Here is a 22,075-nt window from a genome sequence, read left to right on the forward strand (position 1 = left end):
ACCGATTGGAGAAGGCCCGACGCCGGGTGGCAGCAGGCGTTGCTGCCACCCGGCGTCGTGGTTCCGGCTTCAGGCAGGACTAGCGGCGGCGCCTCGAGGACGTGCCGAAGACTCCGCGCATGAGGTCGCGCCCGAGCTGGGTTCCCATGGACCGGACCATGCTCTTGAGCCCGCCACCCAACGCTCCTCCGAGGGCGCCGGCGATGTCGCCGAACATCCCGTCCTGCGGCGAAGACTGCGGGGAAGACTGCTGTGACGGAGCCGAAACGGGGGGCGCAGACGGTGCCGGGAAAGGATCAGGCGACGAGGACCTTGAGCTGGGGCGGCCCAGGATTTCCTCTTCGATCCGGCGCGCTTCGGCGTCGATCTCGGCCTGGGAAGCCCCCGAAGCCCCGGAAGCCCCCGAAGCACCGGAAGCACCGGAAGAGGAAGGAACCGGCGGCAAACCCGGTGCCGCGTCTCCGGTAGGAGCGGCTGCCTGGTCCGTGAGTTTCTCATAGGCAGAGAGGTTGTCCACGGCAGTGCCGTATTTCACCAGCAAAGCCGAAGCAGCCACTGTGCTTTGGATGAGCTGGTCAGTGCTGGGGCCCATCACAGACTCGGGAGCACGGAGCCGGGTCAAGGCAACGGGGGTGGGTGCGCCTTTCTCGTTCATGACGGTGATGACGGCTTCGCCGATGCCTGCGGACGTGAGCGTTTCTTCGAGGTCGTAGTCGCTCACCGGGAACGTGGACACCGTGGCTTTCAAAGCTTTGGCATCCTCGGGGGTGAAGGCCCGCAGTGCGTGCTGGATGCGGTTGGCCAGCTGGCCGAGGACGTCGGCGGGAACATCCTTGGGTGTCTGGGTGACGAAGAAGATGCCAACGCCCTTGGAACGAATGAGCCGGACGGTGGTGGTGATGGCTTCCAGGAAGGCCTTGGACGCGCCGTTGAACAGCAGGTGTGCCTCATCGAGGAAGAAAACGAGCTTGGGCTTTTCAAGGTCGCCGGCTTCGGGCAGATCTTCGAAGAGGTCGGCCAGGAGCCACATGAGGAAGGTGGAGAACAAGAGCGGCTTGGTCTGCAGGGTGGGCAGTTCGAGGCAGCTGACTACTCCGCGGCCGTCCGGTGCCGTGCGGAGGAGCTCAGCGGTATCGAACTCCGGCTCGCCGAAGAACTTCTCCATGCCCTGCGCTTCAAGGGTGACCAGTTCGCGCAGGATCACACCGGCCGTGGCCTTGGACAGCCCGCCAAGTTCTGCGAGTTCGGCCTTGCCCTCGTCCGAAGTGAGGAACTGGATAACGGCGCGGAGGTCCTTGAGGTCGATCAGTTCCAGGTTCTTCTTGTCCGCGAAGTGGAAGATGAGTTGGAGGCTGGATTCCTGGGTGTCGTTCAGATCCAAGATGCGTGAGAGCAGGATGGGCCCGAACGAGGTGATGGTGGCGCGGATGGGGATTCCGTGGCCGTCGCCGCCGAGCGAGAGGAACTCCACGGGGAAGTTCTTCGCAGACCATTCCTGACCCAGCGCAGAGGTGCGTGCGGTCAGCTTCTCACTGCCGGTGGCGGGCGTAGCCAATCCTGACAGATCACCTTTGATGTCCGCGAGGAAAACCGGTACACCCGCCGTCGACAATTGCTCGGCAATCATGTGCAGCGTGACTGTCTTGCCGGTGCCCGTGGCGCCCGCAACCAGTCCGTGCCGGTTCATCATGGCCAACGGCAAGCGGACTTGGGCCTCTTTGTGGATCTCCCCGTCAACGATCGCCGCCCCCAGCTCGATGGTGGCGCCTTCCAAGGTGTACCCCTGCTGGATGGTGGCGAGTTTTTCGGCAGTTGTTGCGGTGGGTTTGTTGGCCATGCGCATAGCTTAGCTCTGCGGGGGAAGATCCTTGCTGAAGGCCAGGTGCTTGATGTCCTCGGGGTCGGCTGCGAGGTCGAACAGCGCCTTGTAGCCTGTGGCGAGGTATAGGTGCTTTGCCTCCGGCTGGCGTGGCCCGGTGGTGAGGTACAGCTTCCGGTAGCCCCGGCGTCGAGCCTCATTTTCCAGTTCCGTCAGCACCAGCCGTGCCAAACCGCGGCGGCGATGCGCTGAGTGTGTCCAGATCCGCTTCAGCTCTGCGGTGTGCTCGTCATAGCGGCGGAAGGCGCCGCCTGCCACGGACTCGCCGTTCTCCTGAATGATGATCAGCGCGCCGTGTGGAGCTTCAAATTCCTCGGCAGGGTACCTGTTCAGTTCCTCTGCAGCGCCTTCACTGCTGAACAGGTCCCCGTAACGGGTGTTGTATTCGACGGCGAGCTCGTCCAAAAGCGGGCGGACGCGGGGATCACGCATGGGCAGCCGGAGGACGGTGAGGCCCGACGTCGGCAGGGTTGGCGTTGTGGTCATGTCAGGCCTTTCGTAGGTGGAACCCAAGTAGGGGACAGCAACTGCTGTAATGACGGGTCAGTGCGACGTTTGCTGTCCCCTAGTTGGGTTGGAGCGCTGGGGCGGCGGCAACCGTGGACAGGATCCGGCGCGCCAGGGCGTCGTTTTCCCGGAAGGGTGCTGCGTTGGTGTTGGGACGGGCAAACGCCCCCGCGCCCCAGCCGGACGTCCACGGTCCCACCGCGAACAGACCCTTCTGAGGAGTTGCAACAGGGGACAGGACCTCGTGATTCCCGGAGACCAGGAGTTTTCCGGTGGAGTGGGCGCCTTCGGAGGTGAGAAGCCTTTGTTCGGTACCCCAGCCGGCGTCGTGCAGGTCCCTCAACGCAGGATTCGCGGAACGTTCCACGGAAGCCGAGGGCAGCCTGGCCTCAATGTAGGCGGAAGCATCCACCACCACGGGCGACTGGAACGTCCCGGCCACGAACCTGCCGATGGAGTCGTCGGCGCGGACCCACATGCCAGGGCCCAGGAACTTCAGGAGCCCGGCCCTGTGCAGTGCCAGCATTTCCCGCAGCCGGTGCGCGGGAGGCCCCGAGTCCACGAAACTGAAGAAGCCGTGCCACCAACCATGGATGGTCTGCTGGGAGCGGGCGTTGAGCCGCTCCTGGGGAACCAGCCGGCCAAGGTCCATGTATACAAACAGCAACGCGGTGAACAGGGCGAGGGTCTCGGAATGGTCGGGACTTGTCCGGAGATCAAGATCGCGATGGATGTAGGCGGCCACGGAGCGCTGGACGGTTTCATAGTCTGCAAAGGCGCAACCGCTCAGGGGGTGGTCAAGCTTTTCGAGGTCCAGTCGCAGCGCAGGATCCGGCACCGAGAATGCCACCAGTTCTTCCCGGGCAGCGCTGTACCAATCCAGGGCATCGAAGCGCGGCTCAAAGTCGGCCCACGTCCCCAGCACCCGCGACGGGTAGCCCGTGAAAAGCTCCCGGTAGTAGGCATAGCCGGCGTCCTTGGCGATCAGCGGCCACAGCTGGGTGCGGAAATCGAGTTCCTGGTGCTCGGCGAGCAGGGCGTCGATGGCTGAGGACGTGAAGTATCGCGGACGCAATACCGGCTCCCCGCGCAGGACGGAGGAGATCTTGGAATGGTATGGCACGCCGCGTCGTGAACCTGCCCAGACCCGCGGCTCGGCGCCGGAGGGCACATAGTCCAGCTCGCCGTCGGGACTTTCTTCAAAGCGGCCACCGCGGCCCTCAAACAACAAAACCATCAGGTCCACAAAGGCGAGTCCCATGCCGGAAACGATCACGTCCTGTCCGGCCTCAATCGCGGAGTAGTCCACGTCCGTGGTGTACGACGGCGGCGCGTGGAATCCGCCGTGACGGGCAGCGAACTCACTGAGGCGGGCGGACTCGGGATCAGCCAGGGAATCGGTGTGGCCCAGCGCGTACACCACGACGTCGGCAGCCACCTCGGCGCCGGAGGCCAGGCGAACGCGGTGCGCGGCGTCGTCGTGCGTGTGGTTGTCCTGCGTGGCAACATCCTGCGTGGTGGAAGCGGAAGAACGCACGACGCCGGTAGCTGTGTCGCGATGAACGGTCACCGTGACGTCGGGGCCAAGGTTGCTCACGGCCCTGCGGAAGAACCATTCAAGGTATTTGCTCTGCAGCTGCCGTGTGGGAAAGGACGCCGGGGTCAGCGCGCGGAGCTGGTCCAGCAGGTGCGGCTCCAAAGCCGGGACGTCGCGGATGCTGCCATCCAGGACCCCGGCGGCCCACGTGGACAGTCCGGGTCCGTCAACCGAAGGCCCGTCGCAGGCAACGGAGGAGTCGGTGAACATGGTGACGTCCGCAGCAGTGGAGTTCAGCAGCAGCCCGGGATCTTGGTCATACCGCCAGATCCTCCCGGAACCGGGTTCGTGGGGTTCGATCACGTGGATGTGCAGGGGACCGCCGAAAAGTTCGGGACGGTTGGCGGCAAGCCGTTCGAGGACACCGGCCGTGCGCGGGCCGCCGCCGATGAAGGCGATGGCGGGTTCTCGTGACGGCATGGGATCTCCTGAAAAACAGTGGTTGGTGATGCCCAATCTAAGGACCTTGGACCATGCCGGTCGAGGCGGCAGTAATCGCCGTTCACCACACGTCACGCAACGTTAAGTCACGCAAAATCCCGTCGCATATGGCGCCTCGTGACGAGGATTGTGACGCCGTGAGAACCCCGGCGAAGCCGCGCGAAGTCCAGTGAAGAAGTGCAAATTCCCGCCTTGCTGCCGGGTTTCGCACAGCCCTAGATTGGCAGCCATCCGATAGAAAACAACCGATCTGAAATGAGGTGGCGCATGAGTGCAATCGCACCGCCTGCCACGGCGGAAACTGCACCGCCCACCCCGGATTACTCCGGTTACCAGCTGGTACCTGCCCGGCACCCCTGGCGTTGGGTGGGCACCGTACTGGTAGCTGCCGGCGTCGCAGCCATTGCGTGGTCGCTGGTCACCAACCCGCGCTGGGAGTGGGGCGTAGTGGCCCAATGGTTCACCGCGCAGTCTGTAGTGAACGGGTTGATCGAGACCCTCAAGCTCACCGCCATTTCGGGTGTGCTGGGGTTCATCCTCGGTTTCATCCTGGCCCTCATGCGCCTTTCTTCTTCGCCGCTGCTGGTCTCGGTGTCCTGGACGTTCTCCTGGATTTTCCGGTCCACGCCCCTGCTGGTCCAGCTCCTGCTCTGGTACAACCTTGGTTACCTTTACGAGAAGATCAGCCTGGGCATTCCCTTCACGGACGTCCGCTTCTTCGAGGCACAGACCACCACGCTCATCAGCCAGTTCGCTGCCGCCGTTCTGGGGCTCACGCTGAACCAGGCAGCCTACTCTGCCGAGATCATCCGCGGCGGCATCCTCTCCGTGGACCAAGGCCAGCTCGAAGCTGCCTCGGCGTTGGGCATCCCGGCATGGAAGCGGTCCACCAGAATTGTGCTGCCGCAAGCCATGCGCGCCATCCTGCCCAACGCTTTCAACGAGATCATCGGCCTGGTCAAGGGCACCTCCATTGTTTATGTCCTGGCCTACTCCGAACTCTTTTACACGGTCCAGGTCATCTACAACCGGACCCAGCAGGTGCTTCCGCTGCTGCTCGTCGCCACGCTTTGGTATGTGGTGATCACCTCGGTGTTGAGCGTTTTCCAGTACTACATTGAGCGCCATTTCTCCAAGGGCGCCCTGCGGACCCTGCCGCTCACGCCGTTGCAGAAGGCCCGGAAATTCTTCACCACCCACGTTGCTGCCTCTCCCACGAAGGACGCCCGATGAGCATCATCGCCGCACGCAAGGAAAACACGACGACGGCGGCACAGCCTGCCGCTAAAGCTCCGGTTCGCGAAGTGGCCGGCACAGCCCCGGTGGCCACCCGGGGCCAGGTGGACATCGCCAATGTCCGCAAGTCCTTCGGTGCCACCGAGGTCCTCAAGGGTGTCTCCCTGTCCGTGCCGCCAGGTGGTGTGGCCGTGATCGTGGGCCCGTCCGGCTCCGGCAAGTCCACCCTGCTGCGCACCATCAACCACCTGGAAAAAGTCGACGGCGGTTACATCACCATCGACGGCGAACTGGTGGGCTATGAGGTCCGCGGCAACAAACTCCACGAACTCCGTGAGAAGGACATCCTCAAGCAGCGCACCCACATTGGCATGGTGTTCCAGAGCTTCAACCTGTTCCCGCACCTCACCGCCCTGGAGAACGTGATCGAGGCGCCCATCGTGGCGCAGAAAAGGTCCAAGGCAGAAGCCCGGAAACGCGGCCTGGAACTCCTGGACCGGGTGGGCCTGAAGGATCGTGCCGATGCCTACCCGCGGCAGCTTTCCGGTGGTCAACAGCAGCGCGTTGCGATTGCCCGGGCGTTGGCCCTCGATCCCAAGATCCTCCTGTTCGACGAGCCAACCTCGGCACTGGACCCTGAACTGGTCAACGAGGTCCTGGATGTCATCCGTGAATTGGCCAAGTCCGGCACCACCCTGATTGTGGTGACGCACGAGATGGGCTTCGCCCGGGACGTGGCGGACACCGTGGTGTTCATGGACCAGGGCCAGATTGTGGAATCCGGCACGCCCCAGGACATCTTTGCCAACCCCCGCGAGGAGCGCACCCGCAGCTTCTTCTCCAAAGTCATCGAACCAGCCTTCAACATCTAGGACACCCCATGCTTCGCACCACCCGCACCTTCGCCGGACATGAAACCAAGCTGCGCACCACCAAAAGCAAGCTCGTGGCACTCGCTGTACTTCCCGCCGTCGTGCTTCCAGTGTTGGCCGGGTGCTCCGATCCTGGAGCGTCGGCTGCCCAGCCGGAGTCCGAAGCGGCCAAGAACGGGATTGTCTACAACACCTCGGTGGAGCAGAACAGGATCCGCGGCGAGAAAGATGCTGCCGCAGCAGGATCCGTCCCCGCTGCGATCGCCAAAGACGGCAAGCTCACCGTTGCCACCACCGCGGGTTCCATTCCGTTGTCCTTCCACGCCACGGATGACAAAACTCCGATTGGTGTTGAGGTGGACATCGCCCAGCTCGTGGCGGACAAGCTGGGGCTGGAACTGGACCTGCAGGTGACGTCCTGGGAGAACTGGCCGCTCAAGACCCAGTCCGGCGACTTCGAGGCCGTCTTCTCCAACGTGGGCATCAACGCAGCCCGCGTGAAACTGTTCGACTTCTCCACCTATCGCGCCGCGTACATGGGTTTTGAGGCGAAGAAGAGCTCCACGTACAACATCAAGGGTTCGGACGACATTTCCGGCCTGAAGATCTCCGTGGGCTCGGGCACCAACCAGGAGAAAATTCTGCTGGCTTGGAACAAAGAACTCGAAGTCAAAGGCAAGGCCCCGGCCACCCTCCAGTACTACTCCTCCGACGCCGACACCATCCTGGCGCTCTCCTCGGGCCGCACTGACCTGAACCTGGCACCGTACCCGTCCGTGACCTACCGCGAAAACACCCGCGATGACCTCAAAGTTGTGGGCAAAGTCAACGCCGGCTGGCCCGCAGAAACACTCGTTGCCGCCACCACCCTGAAGGGCAACGGACTTGCTCCAGCCATCACCGACGCCTTGAACTCCACCATCAAGGACGGCTCCTACGGCAAGGTCCTGGAACGCTGGGGCCTCTCCGAAGAAGCCATCCCCGAATCCAAGACCGTCACTGAAGCCACCTTCGTCACCCCGGCAGGGACCACTAAATGAAGTTCCAGGTCCTGGACATCATTCCCCACCTGAAAAATCCGGTCACAGGGGAAATCGTCTCTCCTGCCGACCGCCTGAACCAGGTGGTGGAGACGGCCCGGCGTGCTGAAGAACTCGGCTTTGACAGCTTCTCCGTGGGGGAACGCCACGCCGGCGAGTTCGTCTCGTCATCCCCGACGACGGTCCTCGCCGCGATTGCCGCCGTCACCACCCGCATCCGCCTTCAGAGCGGTGTTACCGTGCTCTCCGTACTGGATCCGGTACGCGTGGCGGAGGACTATGCCACCATCGACCAACTGAGCCGGGGCCGCCTGGAACTGGTGATCGGCAAAGGCAACGAAGTCCTGCAGTACCCGCTCTTCGGTCTTTCCCTGGACGATCAATGGGACTTGCTCGCCGAGAAGTATGCGCTGCTGCGCACGCTCTGGCGCAAGGAGAGCGTCACGTGGTCCGGCCGCTTCAGGCCCGCGCTCACCGAACCAACCACGACGACGCCCCGCCCCTTCGCGGGCTCGCCCCGGATTTGGCACGGCTCGGCTACAACCCTGACGTCGGCTGCGCTCGCCGCCAAATGGGGTGATCCGCTGTTCACGGCCAACGCCATCCAGCCCCGCGAGAACTACAAGGTCCTGATCGACCACTACCGCGAAGAGTATGAGCGCCACGGGCATGATCCGCGGCACCAGTACCTGGGCTCGGGCAGTGGTGCGGGCGGGGTGTTCATTGCGGACACCACGCAGGAAGCCATCCGCCAGTACGGGCCGGTTTATGAAGGGCTCACCGCCGGCCGCAACGTGCCGGGCAACAACTCGCCGTTCAGGGATATCCAGCACGCGGTGGCCGAGGGGCCGGCGTTGGTTGGCAGCCCCGAGCAGGTGATCGACAAGATCCTCAGCTATCACTCGCTGTACAACCACGATCTCCAGTCAATCTCCTTGCCAACCACACTGCCGTTTGAGCAGCAACTGGAAATCCTGGAACGCTTCGCGCTGGAAGTCATCCCGGCCGTCCGGGCTTCGGCGCCCACCACGCTCTGGGAAGCCGCGGACCCCTTTGGCGGCCGACCGGAATTCGCCGGGGCCACCGAACCGGACGCCGCAGCAGCAGTCACAGCAGACCACGCCTTCAACAGGACGGATAACGCACATGTCTACGCACACTGAAACAGCAAGGCACACTGAAACAGCTCTCGAAGCCTTTGACCAGGAATGGCAGGAGTGGCACGCCGCCCACGAGCGCCACCGTGCCCACCCGCATGGCTTCCTCGCCGTGACCCACCTGCACTGGCTCAGCAGCGACGCCACCCGCCTGGAAGGTGCGCCGGGCACGTGGAGTGTGGACGCCGACGTCGTGCGTGTTGTCCTGGAGCCGGGCGAAAGCTTGCAGCAGGACGGCGTGGAACTAAACACCGACTCCGGCAAGACGCTGGAGTTCGGTCCCATTGAGGAACGCGGCGGCATCAACCTGGTCTCCGGCGACACCGTCATTGAGGTGGCCAAGCGCGGCGGCGAGTACATTGTGCGGCCGCGAAACCCCTCCAACGCACTTCTGCAGGAGTACCAGGGCACGCCCGCCTACACGCCCAATGCTGCGTTTGCCGTGGCAGGTACCTTCGTCCCCTTCGAGGCTCCGCGCCCCACCACGGTGGGCGCCGCCGTCGAGGGCATCCAACACGTCTACGAGGCTCCGGGGGAGATTCGCTTCAAACTGGCCGGTGAGGAATTGGCGCTGACCGCGTTCAACGGTTATGCACCGGGCTCACTGTCCGTGCTGTTCACGGATCAGACCTCCGGCAAAACCACGTATGCGGCCAACCGCTCACTGTCCGTGGTCCCCGCAGCTGATGGCTCCGTGGTGCTCGACTTCAACCGGGCCGTCAACCTGCCCTGCGCCTATACGGACCTCGCCACCTGCCCGCTGCCGCCCGCCGAAAACCGGCTCCCGGTGGCCATTGAAGCCGGCGAAAAGATTCCCTACGAACGTCAGGACCAGCAGTGAGTACTTCCGAAGAACGCAAGGCCGGGTTCCTGGCCATTGAACTCGACGGCGCAGGGTATGAGAACCTTGCCGCCGCCGTCCTCGCAGCCGAATCCGCCGGTTTTCATGCGGCAACCTTCAAGGACACCCCTGAGGCCGGGCGGGCCAACGCCCTGCAGCGCGCGGCTTTCGCAGGCCCAGTAACCCGCACCATCGCGGTGGTCCCGGAAGTAGACACGGTCTACACGGAGCCATTCCACGTGTCCACGCAACTCGCCAGCTTGGACTACGTCTCCGGCGGTCGGGCCGGCTGGATCGCTACCGCAGCGGACTCGCCCGAGGCTGCCGTCGCCGTCGGACGTTCCTTTGTTCAGGGTGAGGCACTGGCTCAGGAAGCCGCCGCGTCCATCGAGGTGAGCCGGCGCCTGTGGGACTCCTGGGAGGACGACGCCGTGATCCGCGACGTCGCCACCGGACGGTACATCGATGTGGACAAGCTGCACTACGCGGATTTCGAAACGCCCGCTGACTTTGCCGGACCCGCCTACTCGGTGAAGGGGCCGTCCATCATTCCAAGGCCCCTCCAGGGACAGCTGCCGGTGCTCGCCACGGCGTCGCTGGTGGGCGAGGGCCTGGTCCCCGCCGAGGCCGTGGACGCGGTGCTGGTTTCCGCACCCACGCCGGAATTGCTCGCCGCTGAGATCCGAGATGTGCGGGCGCGCCTTGGTTCTTCGGTGGCGATTGTTGCGGAGCTCGACGTCGTTCTGGACGCGCGTGGGCAGGCTGCGGAGTCTCGCTTTGTATCTGATCAGGAAAGCGGGCTTGCACGCTTTGTTGGCTCGGCTTCCGCCCTCACCGAACTGCTCGACTCACTGCTGCAGGACGCCGACGGCGTTCGGATCCACCCGGCTTTCCTGGATGTGGAGCTGGAAGAACTGTCGCGGCTGGTCCTCCCGGAACTGCGCCGCCGCGGGGTTCTGCGGCCGCCCATCCAGGACGGCACATTCCGCGATGTCCTCAGGCTTGCGCCGGCGGAGAACCGCTATACGACCACTGCCGCGGCTACTGTTGCCGCCGGAAAGTAGGGGAACACCATGACACGCGATATTTTCCAGCCCAGCGGCCAGATTCAGTTCGGAATCTTCTTCCAAGGCGTCAACTCCGGCACCATCTGGAAGGCCCCCCAAGCGGGCTCGCAGACGGACTTCGAATCGTTCCGGCACATCGCCCAAACCGCCGAGCGCGGCAAGTTCGCCGCTTTCTTCCTCGGTGAAGGGCTTCGCTTGCGGGAGCACCTCGGCCGCCCGCATGCCCTTGATGTGGTGGGCAGGCCCGATGCCCAGACCATGCTGGCCGCGCTCGCCGCAGTCACCAAAAACATCGGCCTCGTGGCAACGCAGAACACCACATACAACGATCCCGCGGACCTGGCACACCGCTTGTCCTCATTGGACGTGATCTCCGGCGGCCGGGCTGCATGGAACATCGTCACCACGGACAACGCCTGAACCGGTGCCAACTTCCGCCGCGGCGGATACCTGGACCACGCCGACCGTTACAAGCACGCCGAAGCGTTTGTGGAAACCGCCAAGCGCATTTGGGACTCATGGGAAACACCCGCCGGACCTGCGCGGCGGGTCCTCCACGAAGGCCAGCACTACACCGTTGACGTCACCCCCCGCCTGCCGCGCAGCGCCCAGTACCGCCCTGTGCTCTTCCAAGCCGGAGACTCCCCGGACGGCCGTGATTTCGCAGCGCGCCAAGCAGACGTGATCTTCTCAGCCCACCCCAAGTTCGACGACGCCGTGGAGTTCCGCCGCGACATCGTGACCCGGTCCATCGCAGCCGGCCGCGGTGCCAACGCCGTCCAGATCATGCCCGCCAGTGAGTTCATCCTTGGCGCCACTGATCAGGAAGCCCAGGAGAAGAAAGCGTGGGTCCGGAGCCTCCAAATCGGCCCGCAGCAGGCCATCGCCTACCTGGAACAGTTCTGGGGACGGGAACTCTCCTCCTACGATCCCGATGGTCCACTTCCGGAGATCGACCCCGTGGTGGAAGAGACCTCGGAGACGCGTGGCAGCGGGTTCCACGGCGCCAAGGCCCGTCAGCTTGCCGATCAATGGAGGGCCGAAGCCAAGGACAAGGGCCTGTCCATCCGCCAATTCGTCACGTCCAAGACCGCACGCATAGTCTCCACGTTTACCGGTTCCTACACCGCCGTGGCGGATCACCTGGCCGAATACGCGCGGGTGGGCGCGGTGGATGGCTTCAATATCTCCCCGTGGCTCATCCCCACAGGCCTGGACGAGATCGTGAAGCACCTCGTGCCCGAACTTCAGGAACGCGGCGTCTACCCCACCGAATACCGGGGCACCACGCTGCGCGAAAACCTGGGGCTGGAGACTCCGGTGCGGTCCGACGAGCCGGCGCAGCTCTCATGAAGGAATTTTTTGCTGGATCATTGCTTCGCCGTGGAACCAAAACCGCTACATTCCGCGGCCTGGGTTCGGAGCTTCGGGCAATGATCCAGCAGAATTCCCCGTCAGCATGCGCAACAGCCCCCGACGACGGCGGCTCGAGTGCCGCCGTCGTGGACGTTTCGCGCGGAACTGTCAGCTTGCAACTGACCGCGGGCAGCTTGCCGCTGTAGCGGCGTCCTAGAGCAGTTCGCGGAACACGTTCCAGCCGTTGCCCACCGGCCCGTAGGGTCCATAAAGGCTTGTGGTAGCGGCGCCCGTGGAATACAGCACCAGATCGCCGTTCTGGTTGACGGCCGCAAGGTTGTTGTACTTCTGATGCGCGTAACTGCCCATGCCCGCCACATCCTGGAATTCATTCCAGCCGCCACCCATGAACGCTTGGGCACCCCAGCCGCCCTGACCGTCGGCCGAGTACAGCTGCAGGCCGCCGTTGATGTCCCGGCCGAAGACCTCCACGGTGCCGTCGCCGTTCATGTCACCGCCAGGGATGATCTTGTTCATGACCTGCCAACCCCAGCCCACCTTCGAGGGAGCGAGCCAGCCGCCGTTCCCGTCGCCGGGGTAGAGGAACAGCTCGCCTGCGGCATTTCTTGCCAGGACGTCGTTGGTGCCGTCGCCAGTGAAATCCCCTGGTCCCACGATCGAGTCGAAGACGTTCCACCCTGCACCTACCTGGCGGGTGGGGAGCCAGCCTCCGTCGCCGTCACCTGGGTACAGGAACAGCTGGCCGGCCGCATTCCTCGCCAGGAGGTCATTGAATCCATCACCGTCGAAATCCCCGGGGGAGAAGACGATGTTGAACATGTTCCACCCGGCACCCACCTGACGGGGTTCATCCCAGGAGCTGAAATAGACCGGGCATGGGCCCTCGCACATGCCCTTGTAATAGGTGTACGTGCGCGGATACAGGATGAGCCTGCCATCGTGTGTGCGGGCCAGCGGCTCAAAATTGCCGCGCCCGGTCCAGCCCATGGCGCGGCTGGAAGCCTTGATGGGTTTGGTCTCGGCGCTGAGCTGCGTTCCGGTGGGGCAGCCTGGCTCACCCGGGGTGAGCGGGTAGACCTTCAAAGAGATGCGGCTGCCCTGGTCTTCAGGGAGGACACGCAAAGTTTCACCCTGACGCTCCGGCGGCAGAGGTTCGCCGTCGCGCAACCATTCCAAGGTGATCGCATCCCCGGAACCGTCCGGATTCCGGCAGCCCCAGTAGTCGTAGTTGTACTGCCGGCGCATCTCGGAACCGACGTACGGGACGCCGTCAATGAACGGCGTTGGCTGGGACGCTGCAGTAGCTGGGCCGGCAGCGAGCAGCCCCGAGCCCAACAGTCCTATGGCAAGTGCGGTAGTGGTAGCTCGCCTCAAAGAGCGCGCTTGAAAGATCCCCATGTTTCCCCCCGGAAAATATCGCGTCTGTAGCCGCGTGGTGTGTGCTGAGGGTACCGCACATCCGTTGTGGGAGTTAGGGGTTGGCGGGGGTCACGCCTTGGCGGGAGCCACCATGAACACGTCAACGGGGTCCTCGGATTCCAGGACGAAGCCGTGGCGCTCGTAGAGCCGACGGGCCGGGCTTCCTTGCAGAACGTCCAGACGGAACGGGCGCTCGTCCACCGACGCCGACATCACGTGGCGGAGCACGGCACTGCCCAAACCTTTGCCTTGATGCGCTGGGGCCACATAGAAGTGTTCAATCCAACGGCTGTCCGGGGCGGGGCGGACAGCGATCACGCCTGCGTCCACGCCGTCGGAATGGATGATGTACGTGTGCTCGGGCTGGAAGCCGTTCAGGAAGCGCTCGCGGACGCGAACAGGATCGAAGCGCTGCAGCCGTTCGAGGTCCGGGCGCATCACCACTGCGCGCAGTTCGGCAATCCAGGCAGCATCGGTGGCAACGGTGGGGCGGAGGACGAAGTCAACGGACATGGGTTCAAGCCTATGCCCGGCAGGACGTCGTCCGCCCACCCGAACCATAGGATGAAATGGACGAAAGGTGCAGACACGATGGTCACACGCGAAGAAGTAGAAGCAGCGTACTCAAGGACGGCAGGGTGGGTGCGCCATACGCCGCTGGCCGAGAGCGGCGACCAGGAGGCCTACCACCTTTGGTTCAAGTGTGAGTACATGCAGCACACCGGCTCTTTCAAGGCACGCGGCGCCTTCAACAGGCTTCTCACGGCAAAGGAAAACGGCGAGCTCAACCCGGAGGTGGGGATTGTGGTGGCTTCCGGCGGCAATGCCGGCCTGGCCAATGCCTACGCTGCGGCCAAGCTAGGGGTCCCTGCAACTGTGTTTGTGCCGGAGTCGGCTCCGGCCAACAAAGTGCATAAGCTCTACGCCATTGGTGCCACTGTGGTCCAGGGCGGCGCGGAGTACGCGGAGGCCTACGCCGCCGCGATCCGCTTCGCCGAGGAAAAGGGTGCAGTCTACTGCCACGCCTATGACCAGCCCGAGATCGTAGCCGGCGCAGGTGGTGTTGGGCTTGAGCTGCTGGATGAACTGCCCGACGTCGACACCATCCTCGTTGCTGTTGGCGGCGGCGGGTTGATGGGCGGCATTGCTGCGGCCGCCGAGGGCAGGGCGCAGGTGGTGGGCGTCGAACCCGAGACCGTCCCCACCCTGCACACCGCCTTGGCCAAGGGCGAACCGGTGGATGTGGCTGTGTCCGGCATCGCCGCGGACTCCCTCGGAGCCCGGCGGATCGGAGAGATCGGCTTCGGAGTTGCCCGGCGTACCGGTGTCCAAAGCCTGCTGGTCACGGATGAGGACATTGTCCAAGCACGCCGCGCCCTGTGGGAGAAGCACCGCATCGTAGTGGAGCACGGTGCGGCGGCGGCCTATGCGGCGCTCCTGTCAGGCGCCTACGCTCCACGGGCGGGTGAAACCGTTGCCGTGATCCTCTGCGGTGCCAACACGGACCCCGCCCACTTCTAACCCCACCCAACTAGGGGACAGCAAACGCTCCATTGAGCGGTCATTGCGACGTGTGCTGTCCCCTAGTTGGGTTCCTACTTCTTGGGCAGGCCTGCCGGGTTCAGCTCGGACGCGGGAATCGCTTCGGATGAGAGGCCCCAACGGTCCAGGATCTTGGCGTAGCTTCCGTCCTTGATGAGGGTGTTGAGTGCAGCCTGGGCAGCCACGGCCAGTCCGTTGCCCTTCTGGGTGGTGAAAGCAATCTCAGCCTTCAGCGGCCAACCGCCTTCCAGCGTGCCCACTTCCTTGGTCTTCCCATCCTTGGCAGCCTTATAGGCGGCGGAGGCGTTGGGGCCGAACGTCAGGTCCGCACGGCCGGACTGGAGGGCGAGCTGGGAGGCGGAGTCGTCGTCGTAATACTGGAACTCAACGGGCTTCAAGCCGTTTTTCTTGTTCTCCTCGTCCCAGCGCACCAGGATGGCTTCCTGATTGGTGCCCGAGCCAACAATGATGCGCTTACCGGCCACATCCTTGGCTTCCTTGACCTCGCCGATGTCCGAGTCGGACTTGGCATAGAAGCCCAGAAGGTCATTGCGGTACGTGGCGAAGTCGAACTTCTCCTTGCGTGCCTCGGTCACCGTGACGTTGGACAGGACGGCCTCATACTTGCCGGACTCCACGCCCAGCGGCCAGTCGGCCCACGCTACCGGCAACACTTCCACCTGAAGGCCAAGGCTTTCGCCCACTGCATAGGCAATATCCACTTCGCTGCCAATGAGAGTCTTGTTATCCGTGGCGAACGTGCTCAGCGGGGGAGTGCCGCCGGTGGTCACCACGGTCAGCTTGCCATCGGCCTTGATGGCGTCGGGAACCAGGGCGGCCGCGGCAGAGTCCACAGACACCTTGATGCGGTCCTGCTGCGGGGTCAGGTTGAACTCTTTGGTGGACGAGCTGGATGAAGCGTTCGACGCCGGAGCTGAGGTTCCGGTTGCGGCGGTGGCCCCGGGATCGGAGCAGGCAGCCAGCCCCAGTAGCGCCGTAGCGGCCAGCGCCGCTGTGGCGCCGGTCTTGAGAGCGAAGCGTGCCATGTGTTTCTCCTTGGATTTCCCCTGATCATCGCGACAGGGAGGTCTGATGCGTTCTTGTGGCTGCAACTATCCGGCAGTTTCCGGGAGCGGGTCAAAGCGTTCCGAAACGCTGGGATACAGGGGTTCACGGCAGTTAATCGGGCGTCGAACTGGTTCACAAAACTGCTCCGAAACCGTGGGAAAGGACCGCGCGACGCAACTCACAGAAATAAGCCGGGTGCCGCCGTCGTTGTCGCTAGAGTGCCCGGCAATCAACCGGCGGGCACCAAAACGTACCGAAAGGCCTTCTTGTGACTGTTCCTCTTTCCATCCTCGACCTGGCAACCATCGGGAAGGGCCAGACGGTGGCGGAAAGCCTGGCGGGCAGTGTTGCCATGGCGCAGAAAGCCGAAGAGCTGGGGTACCGCCGTGTTTGGTACGCCGAACACCACAACATGTCCGCGATTGCTTCCTCCGCTACCAGCGTCCTGATCGCCCACGTGGCTGCCCACACCAACACCATCCGCCTCGGCGCCGGTGGTGTGATGCTGCCCAATCACTCCCCGCTGACCATTGCTGAGCAGTTCGGCACCCTTGAGACGCTGCACCCGGGAAGAATCGATCTGGGTCTGGGCCGGGCTCCCGGCAGTGACCAGAACACCATGCGCGCGCTGCGCCGTGACCACACGTCCTCGGACCGGTTCCCGCAGGATGTCCTGGAACTGCAGGGCTACCTCACCGGACCCACCCGCATCCAGGGTGTTGAAGCGACGCCCGGCAAGGGCACCAACGTGCCGTTGTACATCCTGGGGTCCTCACTGTTCGGCGCCCAACTGGCCGCCCAGCTGGGTCTTCCCTACGCTTTCGCTTCACACTTTGCCCCCGCTGCGCTTCAGGACGCTGTTGCCATTTACCGCCGCGAGTTCAAGCCCTCGGACCAGTTGTCCGAGCCGCACGTGATCGCCGGTGTGAACGTCACTGCCGCGGACTCAAACTCCCAGGCACAGGCGATCCATCTAGCTGTGAAGCGTGCCCGGGTTTCACTGTTCTTCGGTGGCGGCCGCGAGTTCACCGATGACGAGGCGGACATGGTGCTGGACTCCCCGCAGGGCCAGCACATCGCTCAAATGATGAAGTTCTCCGCGGTGGGTACCAAGGACGTGGTGCGCGATTACCTGGACGAGTTTGCGGCGTTCGCCGACGCCGATGAACTGATTGTGGCGCACCAGAGCATCGGCACCGAAGAGCGGCTGCGGTCCGTGGAACTCGTGGCTGAAGTTGCTGGGCTGGTGAGCGCGTAGCGCGCTTACTGTCCCCGGATCAGGTGTGCCAGGAGCGCCACGTGCAGTGAGGTCCGCGATTCGGCATCCTCCAGGTCCACGCCCAGCAACTCCTCAAGTTTGCTGAGCCGGGCGTAAAGCGTGGGCCGGCTCAGGTAGCCGCTGCGTGCCATGGCGGCCTTGTTGCCAGCGGATCCGAGGTAGAGTCCCAGCAGTTCCAGGTATTCGCCTTTGCCCTCAGCCTCTGCTTGGAGGACGGCGGACAATTCCGATTCCACGAATTGTTGAACGCGGGGGTCCTTGCGCAGGAGCGCCAGCAGCCCGCGAAGGCGCACGTCCGTGGCCCGGAAGTAGGGCTTGCCCGTGTCCCGGAGCGTGGCAGCGCTTTCGGCCACGTGGGCTGCTTCGTCAATGCCGGCCGCGGCTTCCAGAAGCGTTGCTTTCATGCGGCCAACCCCGATGATCCAGGCAGGGGGTGCCGCTTCTTCCGCCGAGCCGGCAGCCTCGGCGAGGATTTGAAGCGTCGGATCCTCCTGCTGCCGGGCGGGTAGGGAGAGGATCATGCCTACTGACCCGGACTGGATGCTTGCCGCCAAAGCTGTGCCGGCACTGGATCTGACGGACTTGGCCAACCGCTCCAAAAGTTCGCGCTCGTCCTGCTGCCCGGCGAAGGGGTCACCGGGAAGGATGGGCGAACCCCAGGCAGGGAGGGCGGTGCTGAAAACGATCGGCACATAGTAGGAGGAGCGCTTCAAGCCCAAGGAACCAGCGCGTGCCAGCGCCTCCGCTTCGCTGAGGCCACGGGGCTGGCGGAGTGCATTGAGGAGTCCGGCTTGTGCGTGGTGGCTGAGTTCGCGTTGGTCCCGATCTGCCAGCCGGTTGATGGCCAGCGTCTGGGCCGCCCGTTCCAGGACCATGATGGCCATGTCCTCATCGGCGTCGAAAGCCGCGGGTGGCATGGGCACCACCAGCCTGCCCCACACTTGTTGCCGCACCCCCACCGCAGCTTGGAGCCATTGCTCCGGTCCGGACCGTGCGGTGTGTGCCGGGAAGGGTGTAGTCCGGGATCGTCGCTCCCAATCGTGGAGAAGATCGGTAGTGGATACGCGCTGCCCGGCGTAGGCGAGAACCAGGTGCGAGAGGTCTTCCAGCACTACTGAAGCGCCGATCATGGTGGCCGCTTGCTCCACCACACGTTGAGTGTCGGCACTTTCCAAACTCAGCACGGTGAACGCTTCATGGACGTCCCGGGCACGTTCCACACGCTCCAATTGTTCGGCCACGATCATTCTGTGGACGATCTCCGTGACTTGGACAAACCTCACCCGTTGTTCCACCACAACCACGGGTATTGACGCAGAACGGGCCGCTTTCTCCAGGGCCTTCCGGCTGCGGGGCCGCTGGCCGACGAGTTCCACGATCAGTCCGGCCGCTCCGGCCGATTCCAGGGAGCGGATAAACGACGCCGACTCTTCAGGGGTCTTCTCCAGCTCCAGGCCTGTGGTCAGCACCAATTCCCCGCCGGACAGCAGGGGGCCGACGTCGAGGATTTCGCTGACGTGCACCCAGCGGACGGCTGTGTCCAAACCTTGTGAGCCGCCCAGCACGCTGGGCGAGGCGGCCCGGAACACGGGCAGGTCAAGGATGGCTCTAACGGAGGGCAGCATTTACACAGTGTAAGAGTCCATGCCGATACTTTTACACGTGCACCCTACTGTGAACCTTTAGCGGCGGACAGACTGATTTCAGCCCTTCAAACCGAACCGCACCAAGGAGAACTCTTGAACACCATTGAGCACTGGATCAACGGCAGCTACGTCCCGGCCGGAGACCGCACTGCTCCTGTCACCAACCCGGCCACGGGGAAGGTTACCGGGCAGGTTGCCTTGGCCAGCGTGGAGGAGGGCAACGCCGCCGTCGCCGCTGCCAAAGCCGCCTTCCCGGCATGGCGCGATACCTCCTTGGCCCGCCGCACCCAGGTGCTTTTCGCCTTCCGGGAGCTCCTCAACTCCCGTAAGGATGAGCTCGCCGCGATCATCACTTCCGAGCACGGCAAGGTCCTGGACGACGCTTTGGGCGAAGTAAGCCGCGGCCAGGAAGTGGTGGAGTTCGCCTGCGGGATTCCGCACCTGCTCAAGGGCAGCTACACCGAAAATGCCTCCACCAAGGTGGACATCCACTCCATCCGCCAAGCGCTGGGCCCCGTGGCAATCATCAGCCCGTTCAACTTCCCGGCAATGGTCCCCATGTGGTTCTTCCCCATCGCGATCGCAGCCGGCAACACCGTGATCATCAAGCCCAGCGAGAAGGACCCCACGGCCGTCAACTGGGTGGCTGAGCTCTGGAAGGAAGCCGGCCTGCCCGACGGCGTCTTCAACGTCCTCCACGGCGACAAAGTAGCGGTGGATACCCTGCTGACCCACCCGGACGTGAAGGCCGTTTCCTTCGTAGGCTCCACACCGATTGCCAAGTACGTATATGAAACGGCCACTGCCAACGGCAAGCGGGTCCAGGCGCTGGGCGGTGCAAAGAACCACATGATTGTCCTGCCCGACGCCGACCTTGACCTCGCTGCCGACGCCGCCATCAATGCCGGGTTCGGTTCCGCCGGTGAACGATGCATGGCTGTCTCAGCGCTGCTGGCCGTCGGTGACATTGCCGATGCCTTGGTGGACAAAATTGCCGATCGTGCCCGTACGCTGCGCACCGGCGATGGGATGCGTGGTTGCGATATGGGCCCGCTGGTGACCTCCCAGCACAGGGACAAAGTGTCCGGATACGTCGACGCCGGTGAAGCGGCAGGTGCCAGCCTCGTCGTCGACGGCCGCGGCGTTGCCCCCGACGCTGAAGGCGACGGGTTCTTTGTGGGCCCCACCCTGTTTGACCACGTCACCACGGACATGTCCATCTACCAGGACGAGATCTTCGGACCCGTGCTTTCGGTGGTCCGGGTGGACAGCTATGACGACGCCCTGGCTACCATCAACACCAATCCGTACGGCAACGGGACTGCGATTTTCACGAACGACGGCGGTGCGGCCCGCCGCTTCGAGAACGAGGTTGAGGTGGGAATGGTGGGCATCAACGTCCCCGTTCCGGTGCCCATGGCGTACTACTCGTTCGGCGGATGGAAGAACTCCCTGTTCGGCGATACCCATGCCCATGGTTCTGAAGGCGTTGGCTTCTTCACCCGGGGCAAGGCAGTGACCACCCGCTGGCTGGATCCCAGTCACGGCGGGATCAACCTCGGCTTCCCTCAGAACTCCTAAACGTTCCCCCAAACTCCCCAGCGCCGACGTCAGGACAACCAGCATGACCACCACTCTTGAACCACCACAGACGGACCGTGAAGCAGCGCAGCGGGCCTATGATCTGGACCGCAAACACGTTTTCCACTCTTGGTCCGCGCAGGACACGTTGGATCCCATGGTCATCAGCGCCGCTGAGGGCTCACACGTCTGGGACGGTGAGGGCAACAAGTACCTGGACTTCTCCTCCCAACTGGTCAACACCAACATAGGACACCAGCACCCGGCCGTGGTTGCAGCGATCGCCGCGCAGGCAGCGAAGCTGTGCACCATTGCTCCCAGCTACGTCAACGACGCCCGATCGGAAGCCGCCCGGTTGATCGCCGAGCGAACCCCGGGAGAGCTGGACCGGATCTTCTTCACCAACGGCGGGGCCGATGCCAACGAGCACGCGGTCCGGATGGCCAGGCTGCACACTGGCCGCCACAAGGTCCTGTCCGCCTACCGCTCCTACCATGGCGGGACGCACCTGGCCGTCAACATCACCGGCGACCCCCGGCGCTGGGCCAGCGACAACGCCTCCACGGGTACCCTCCACTTCTTCCCGCCCTACCTCTACCGCACGGCGTTCCACTCCACCTCCGAGGCTGAGGAAGCCCAGCGCGCCTTGGAACATCTTGAACAGCTGATCGAGTTCGAAGGCCCATCAAGCATCGCGGCCATCATGCTGGAGAGCATCCCCGGAACGGCAGGGATCTACGTTCCGCCGGTTGACTACATGAAGGGGGTCCGTGAGCTCTGCACCAGGCACGGCATCGTCCTGATCGCGGACGAGGTCATGGCCGGCTTCGGACGCACAGGTAAATGGTTCGCAGTGGAGCACTTTGACGTTGTCCCGGATCTGATCACCTTCGCGAAAGGCGTGAATTCCGGTTATGTGCCATTAGGCGGGGTAGCGATTAGCCCGGAAATCGCAGCCACCTTCGGTACGCGCGCCTATCCCGGCGGGCTGACCTACTCCGGGCACCCACTTGCGACCGCGGCCGCCGTCGCCACCATCAACGCCATGGAACGTGAAGGCATGGTGCAGCACGCGGCAACGTTAGGAACTGACGTGATCGGCCCGGCACTCGCCGGATTCGCCGAACACCACCGCTCTGTGGGGGAGGTACGGGGCCGGGGTGTCTTCTGGGCCATCGAGCTGGTCAAGGACCGTACTACCCGCGAACCGTTGGCTCCGTACGGTTCTTCCAGCCCCGAAATGAACCAACTCGTGGCAGCCTGCAAGTCGCGCGGACTTATCCCTTTTGCCAACTTCAACCGCATCCATGTGGTTCCGCCGTGCAATATCAGCGTTGAAGATGCCCAGGCGGGCCTGGCAATACTGGACGACGTCCTGGACATCGCGGACACCTTCGCCGCCTGATTCCAGCGTCAGGTCCCGCACTCGAGCCGGCAGAACCAATTCGCCGGGGGAGTGCGGGACCTTCCTGCATAAATCCAAGGAAAAGCTTTACGTATTTGCAACTTACTAGGTAGTCAAGCGA

The 22,075-nt window shown here is 63.8% G+C and carries 18 protein-coding genes and 1 pseudogene; 12 read left to right on the forward strand and 7 right to left on the reverse strand.

The window, feature by feature from the left end; genetic code table 11:
• Nucleotides 1–79: 79 nt before the first annotated feature.
• The 3 genes from BACI9J_RS01645 to BACI9J_RS01655 form a co-directional block, all read right to left on the reverse strand.
• Entirely contained in the window at nucleotides 80–1,843 is a 1,764-nt protein-coding gene (locus tag BACI9J_RS01645) for a helicase HerA-like domain-containing protein (protein ID WP_159732796.1), read from the reverse strand.
• A gap of 3 nt (nucleotides 1,844–1,846) precedes the next feature.
• A complete protein-coding gene (locus tag BACI9J_RS01650) occupies nucleotides 1,847–2,365 on the reverse strand; it encodes a GNAT family N-acetyltransferase (RefSeq protein WP_159732798.1) in 519 nt (172 codons plus the stop codon).
• A 79-nt stretch (nucleotides 2,366–2,444) separates the two neighbouring features.
• Entirely contained in the window at nucleotides 2,445–4,403 is a 1,959-nt protein-coding gene (locus tag BACI9J_RS01655; RefSeq protein ID WP_159732800.1) for an FAD/NAD(P)-binding protein, read from the reverse strand.
• 288 nt (nucleotides 4,404–4,691) lie between these two features.
• Between BACI9J_RS01655 and BACI9J_RS01660 the strand changes: the two genes are divergently transcribed.
• The 8 genes and pseudogenes from BACI9J_RS01660 (at nucleotide 4,692) to BACI9J_RS24585 (ending at nucleotide 12,199) form a co-directional block, all read left to right on the forward strand.
• Nucleotides 4,692–5,657, forward strand: coding sequence for an amino acid ABC transporter permease (locus BACI9J_RS01660; protein ID WP_201296476.1), 966 nt, complete (start codon nucleotides 4,692–4,694; stop codon nucleotides 5,655–5,657).
• Nucleotides 5,654–6,532, forward strand: a complete 879-nt coding sequence (locus tag BACI9J_RS01665) for an amino acid ABC transporter ATP-binding protein (protein WP_236558298.1) — start codon at nucleotides 5,654–5,656, stop codon at nucleotides 6,530–6,532. The genes BACI9J_RS01660 and BACI9J_RS01665 overlap by 4 nt, the downstream gene beginning before the upstream one ends.
• 8 nt (nucleotides 6,533–6,540) lie before the next feature.
• Nucleotides 6,541–7,572 carry an ABC transporter substrate-binding protein gene (locus BACI9J_RS01670; RefSeq protein ID WP_159732804.1) on the forward strand — a complete coding sequence of 344 codons (1,032 nt, stop codon included), beginning with the start codon at nucleotides 6,541–6,543 and terminating at the stop codon, nucleotides 7,570–7,572.
• Nucleotides 7,569–8,735 (forward strand): LLM class flavin-dependent oxidoreductase, encoded by a 1,167-nt coding sequence (locus tag BACI9J_RS01675; RefSeq protein ID WP_159732806.1) that lies wholly within the window; start codon nucleotides 7,569–7,571, stop codon nucleotides 8,733–8,735. The genes BACI9J_RS01670 and BACI9J_RS01675 overlap by 4 nt, the downstream gene beginning before the upstream one ends.
• Nucleotides 8,719–9,570, forward strand: a complete 852-nt coding sequence (locus tag BACI9J_RS01680; protein ID WP_159732808.1) for a DUF1684 domain-containing protein — start codon at nucleotides 8,719–8,721, stop codon at nucleotides 9,568–9,570. The genes BACI9J_RS01675 and BACI9J_RS01680 overlap by 17 nt, the downstream gene beginning before the upstream one ends.
• On the forward strand, nucleotides 9,567–10,634 hold the full coding sequence (locus tag BACI9J_RS01685; protein WP_159732810.1) for an LLM class flavin-dependent oxidoreductase: 1,068 nt from the start codon (nucleotides 9,567–9,569) through the stop codon (nucleotides 10,632–10,634). Before BACI9J_RS01680 ends, BACI9J_RS01685 begins: the two co-directional genes overlap by 4 nt.
• Nucleotides 10,635–10,643: 9 nt before the next feature.
• Nucleotides 10,644–11,990, forward strand: a pseudogene (locus BACI9J_RS01690) (NtaA/DmoA family FMN-dependent monooxygenase).
• A gap of 80 nt (nucleotides 11,991–12,070) precedes the next feature.
• Nucleotides 12,071–12,199 carry a hypothetical protein gene (locus BACI9J_RS24585; protein WP_268891907.1) on the forward strand — a complete coding sequence of 43 codons (129 nt, stop codon included), beginning with the start codon at nucleotides 12,071–12,073 and terminating at the stop codon, nucleotides 12,197–12,199.
• 7 nt (nucleotides 12,200–12,206) lie between these two features.
• Here the strand turns inward: BACI9J_RS24585 and BACI9J_RS01695 are convergent, their stop codons facing one another.
• Nucleotides 12,207–13,412: an FG-GAP repeat domain-containing protein gene (locus BACI9J_RS01695; RefSeq protein ID WP_159732812.1), complete on the reverse strand. Its 1,206-nt coding sequence runs from the start codon at nucleotides 13,410–13,412 to the stop codon at nucleotides 12,207–12,209.
• A gap of 90 nt (nucleotides 13,413–13,502) precedes the next feature.
• The gene (locus BACI9J_RS01700; protein ID WP_201296477.1) at nucleotides 13,503–13,946 is read right to left on the reverse strand and encodes a GNAT family N-acetyltransferase; all 444 of its coding nucleotides are present in this window, start codon (nucleotides 13,944–13,946) and stop codon (nucleotides 13,503–13,505) included.
• Nucleotides 13,947–14,024: 78 nt separating this feature from the next.
• Between BACI9J_RS01700 and BACI9J_RS01705 the strand changes: the two genes are divergently transcribed.
• A complete protein-coding gene (locus BACI9J_RS01705; RefSeq protein WP_159732814.1) occupies nucleotides 14,025–14,954 on the forward strand; it encodes a threonine/serine dehydratase in 930 nt (309 codons plus the stop codon).
• Nucleotides 14,955–15,028: 74 nt separating this feature from the next.
• On the opposite strand, the gene BACI9J_RS01710 is transcribed toward BACI9J_RS01705, so the two are convergent.
• Nucleotides 15,029–16,021 (reverse strand): ABC transporter substrate-binding protein, encoded by a 993-nt coding sequence (locus tag BACI9J_RS01710; RefSeq protein WP_159732816.1) that lies wholly within the window; start codon nucleotides 16,019–16,021, stop codon nucleotides 15,029–15,031.
• A gap of 290 nt (nucleotides 16,022–16,311) precedes the next feature.
• Between BACI9J_RS01710 and BACI9J_RS01715 the strand changes: the two genes are divergently transcribed.
• Nucleotides 16,312–17,301 (forward strand): LLM class flavin-dependent oxidoreductase, encoded by a 990-nt coding sequence (locus tag BACI9J_RS01715; protein WP_159732818.1) that lies wholly within the window; start codon nucleotides 16,312–16,314, stop codon nucleotides 17,299–17,301.
• 5 nt (nucleotides 17,302–17,306) lie between these two features.
• Here the strand turns inward: BACI9J_RS01715 and BACI9J_RS01720 are convergent, their stop codons facing one another.
• Nucleotides 17,307–18,947, reverse strand: a complete 1,641-nt coding sequence (locus BACI9J_RS01720) for a PucR family transcriptional regulator (protein ID WP_159732820.1) — start codon at nucleotides 18,945–18,947, stop codon at nucleotides 17,307–17,309.
• Nucleotides 18,948–19,061: 114 nt separating this feature from the next.
• Here BACI9J_RS01720 and BACI9J_RS01725 point away from each other — a divergent pair, with 114 nt between their 5' ends.
• The gene (locus BACI9J_RS01725; RefSeq protein WP_159732822.1) at nucleotides 19,062–20,549 is read left to right on the forward strand and encodes a CoA-acylating methylmalonate-semialdehyde dehydrogenase; all 1,488 of its coding nucleotides are present in this window, start codon (nucleotides 19,062–19,064) and stop codon (nucleotides 20,547–20,549) included.
• A gap of 43 nt (nucleotides 20,550–20,592) precedes the next feature.
• Nucleotides 20,593–21,954, forward strand: coding sequence for an aspartate aminotransferase family protein (locus BACI9J_RS01730; RefSeq protein WP_159732824.1), 1,362 nt, complete (start codon nucleotides 20,593–20,595; stop codon nucleotides 21,952–21,954).
• Nucleotides 21,955–22,075 lie beyond the last annotated feature (121 nt).

Source organism: Arthrobacter sp. 9V, assembly GCF_902506065.1.
Lineage (GTDB): Bacteria > Actinomycetota > Actinomycetes > Actinomycetales > Micrococcaceae > Arthrobacter.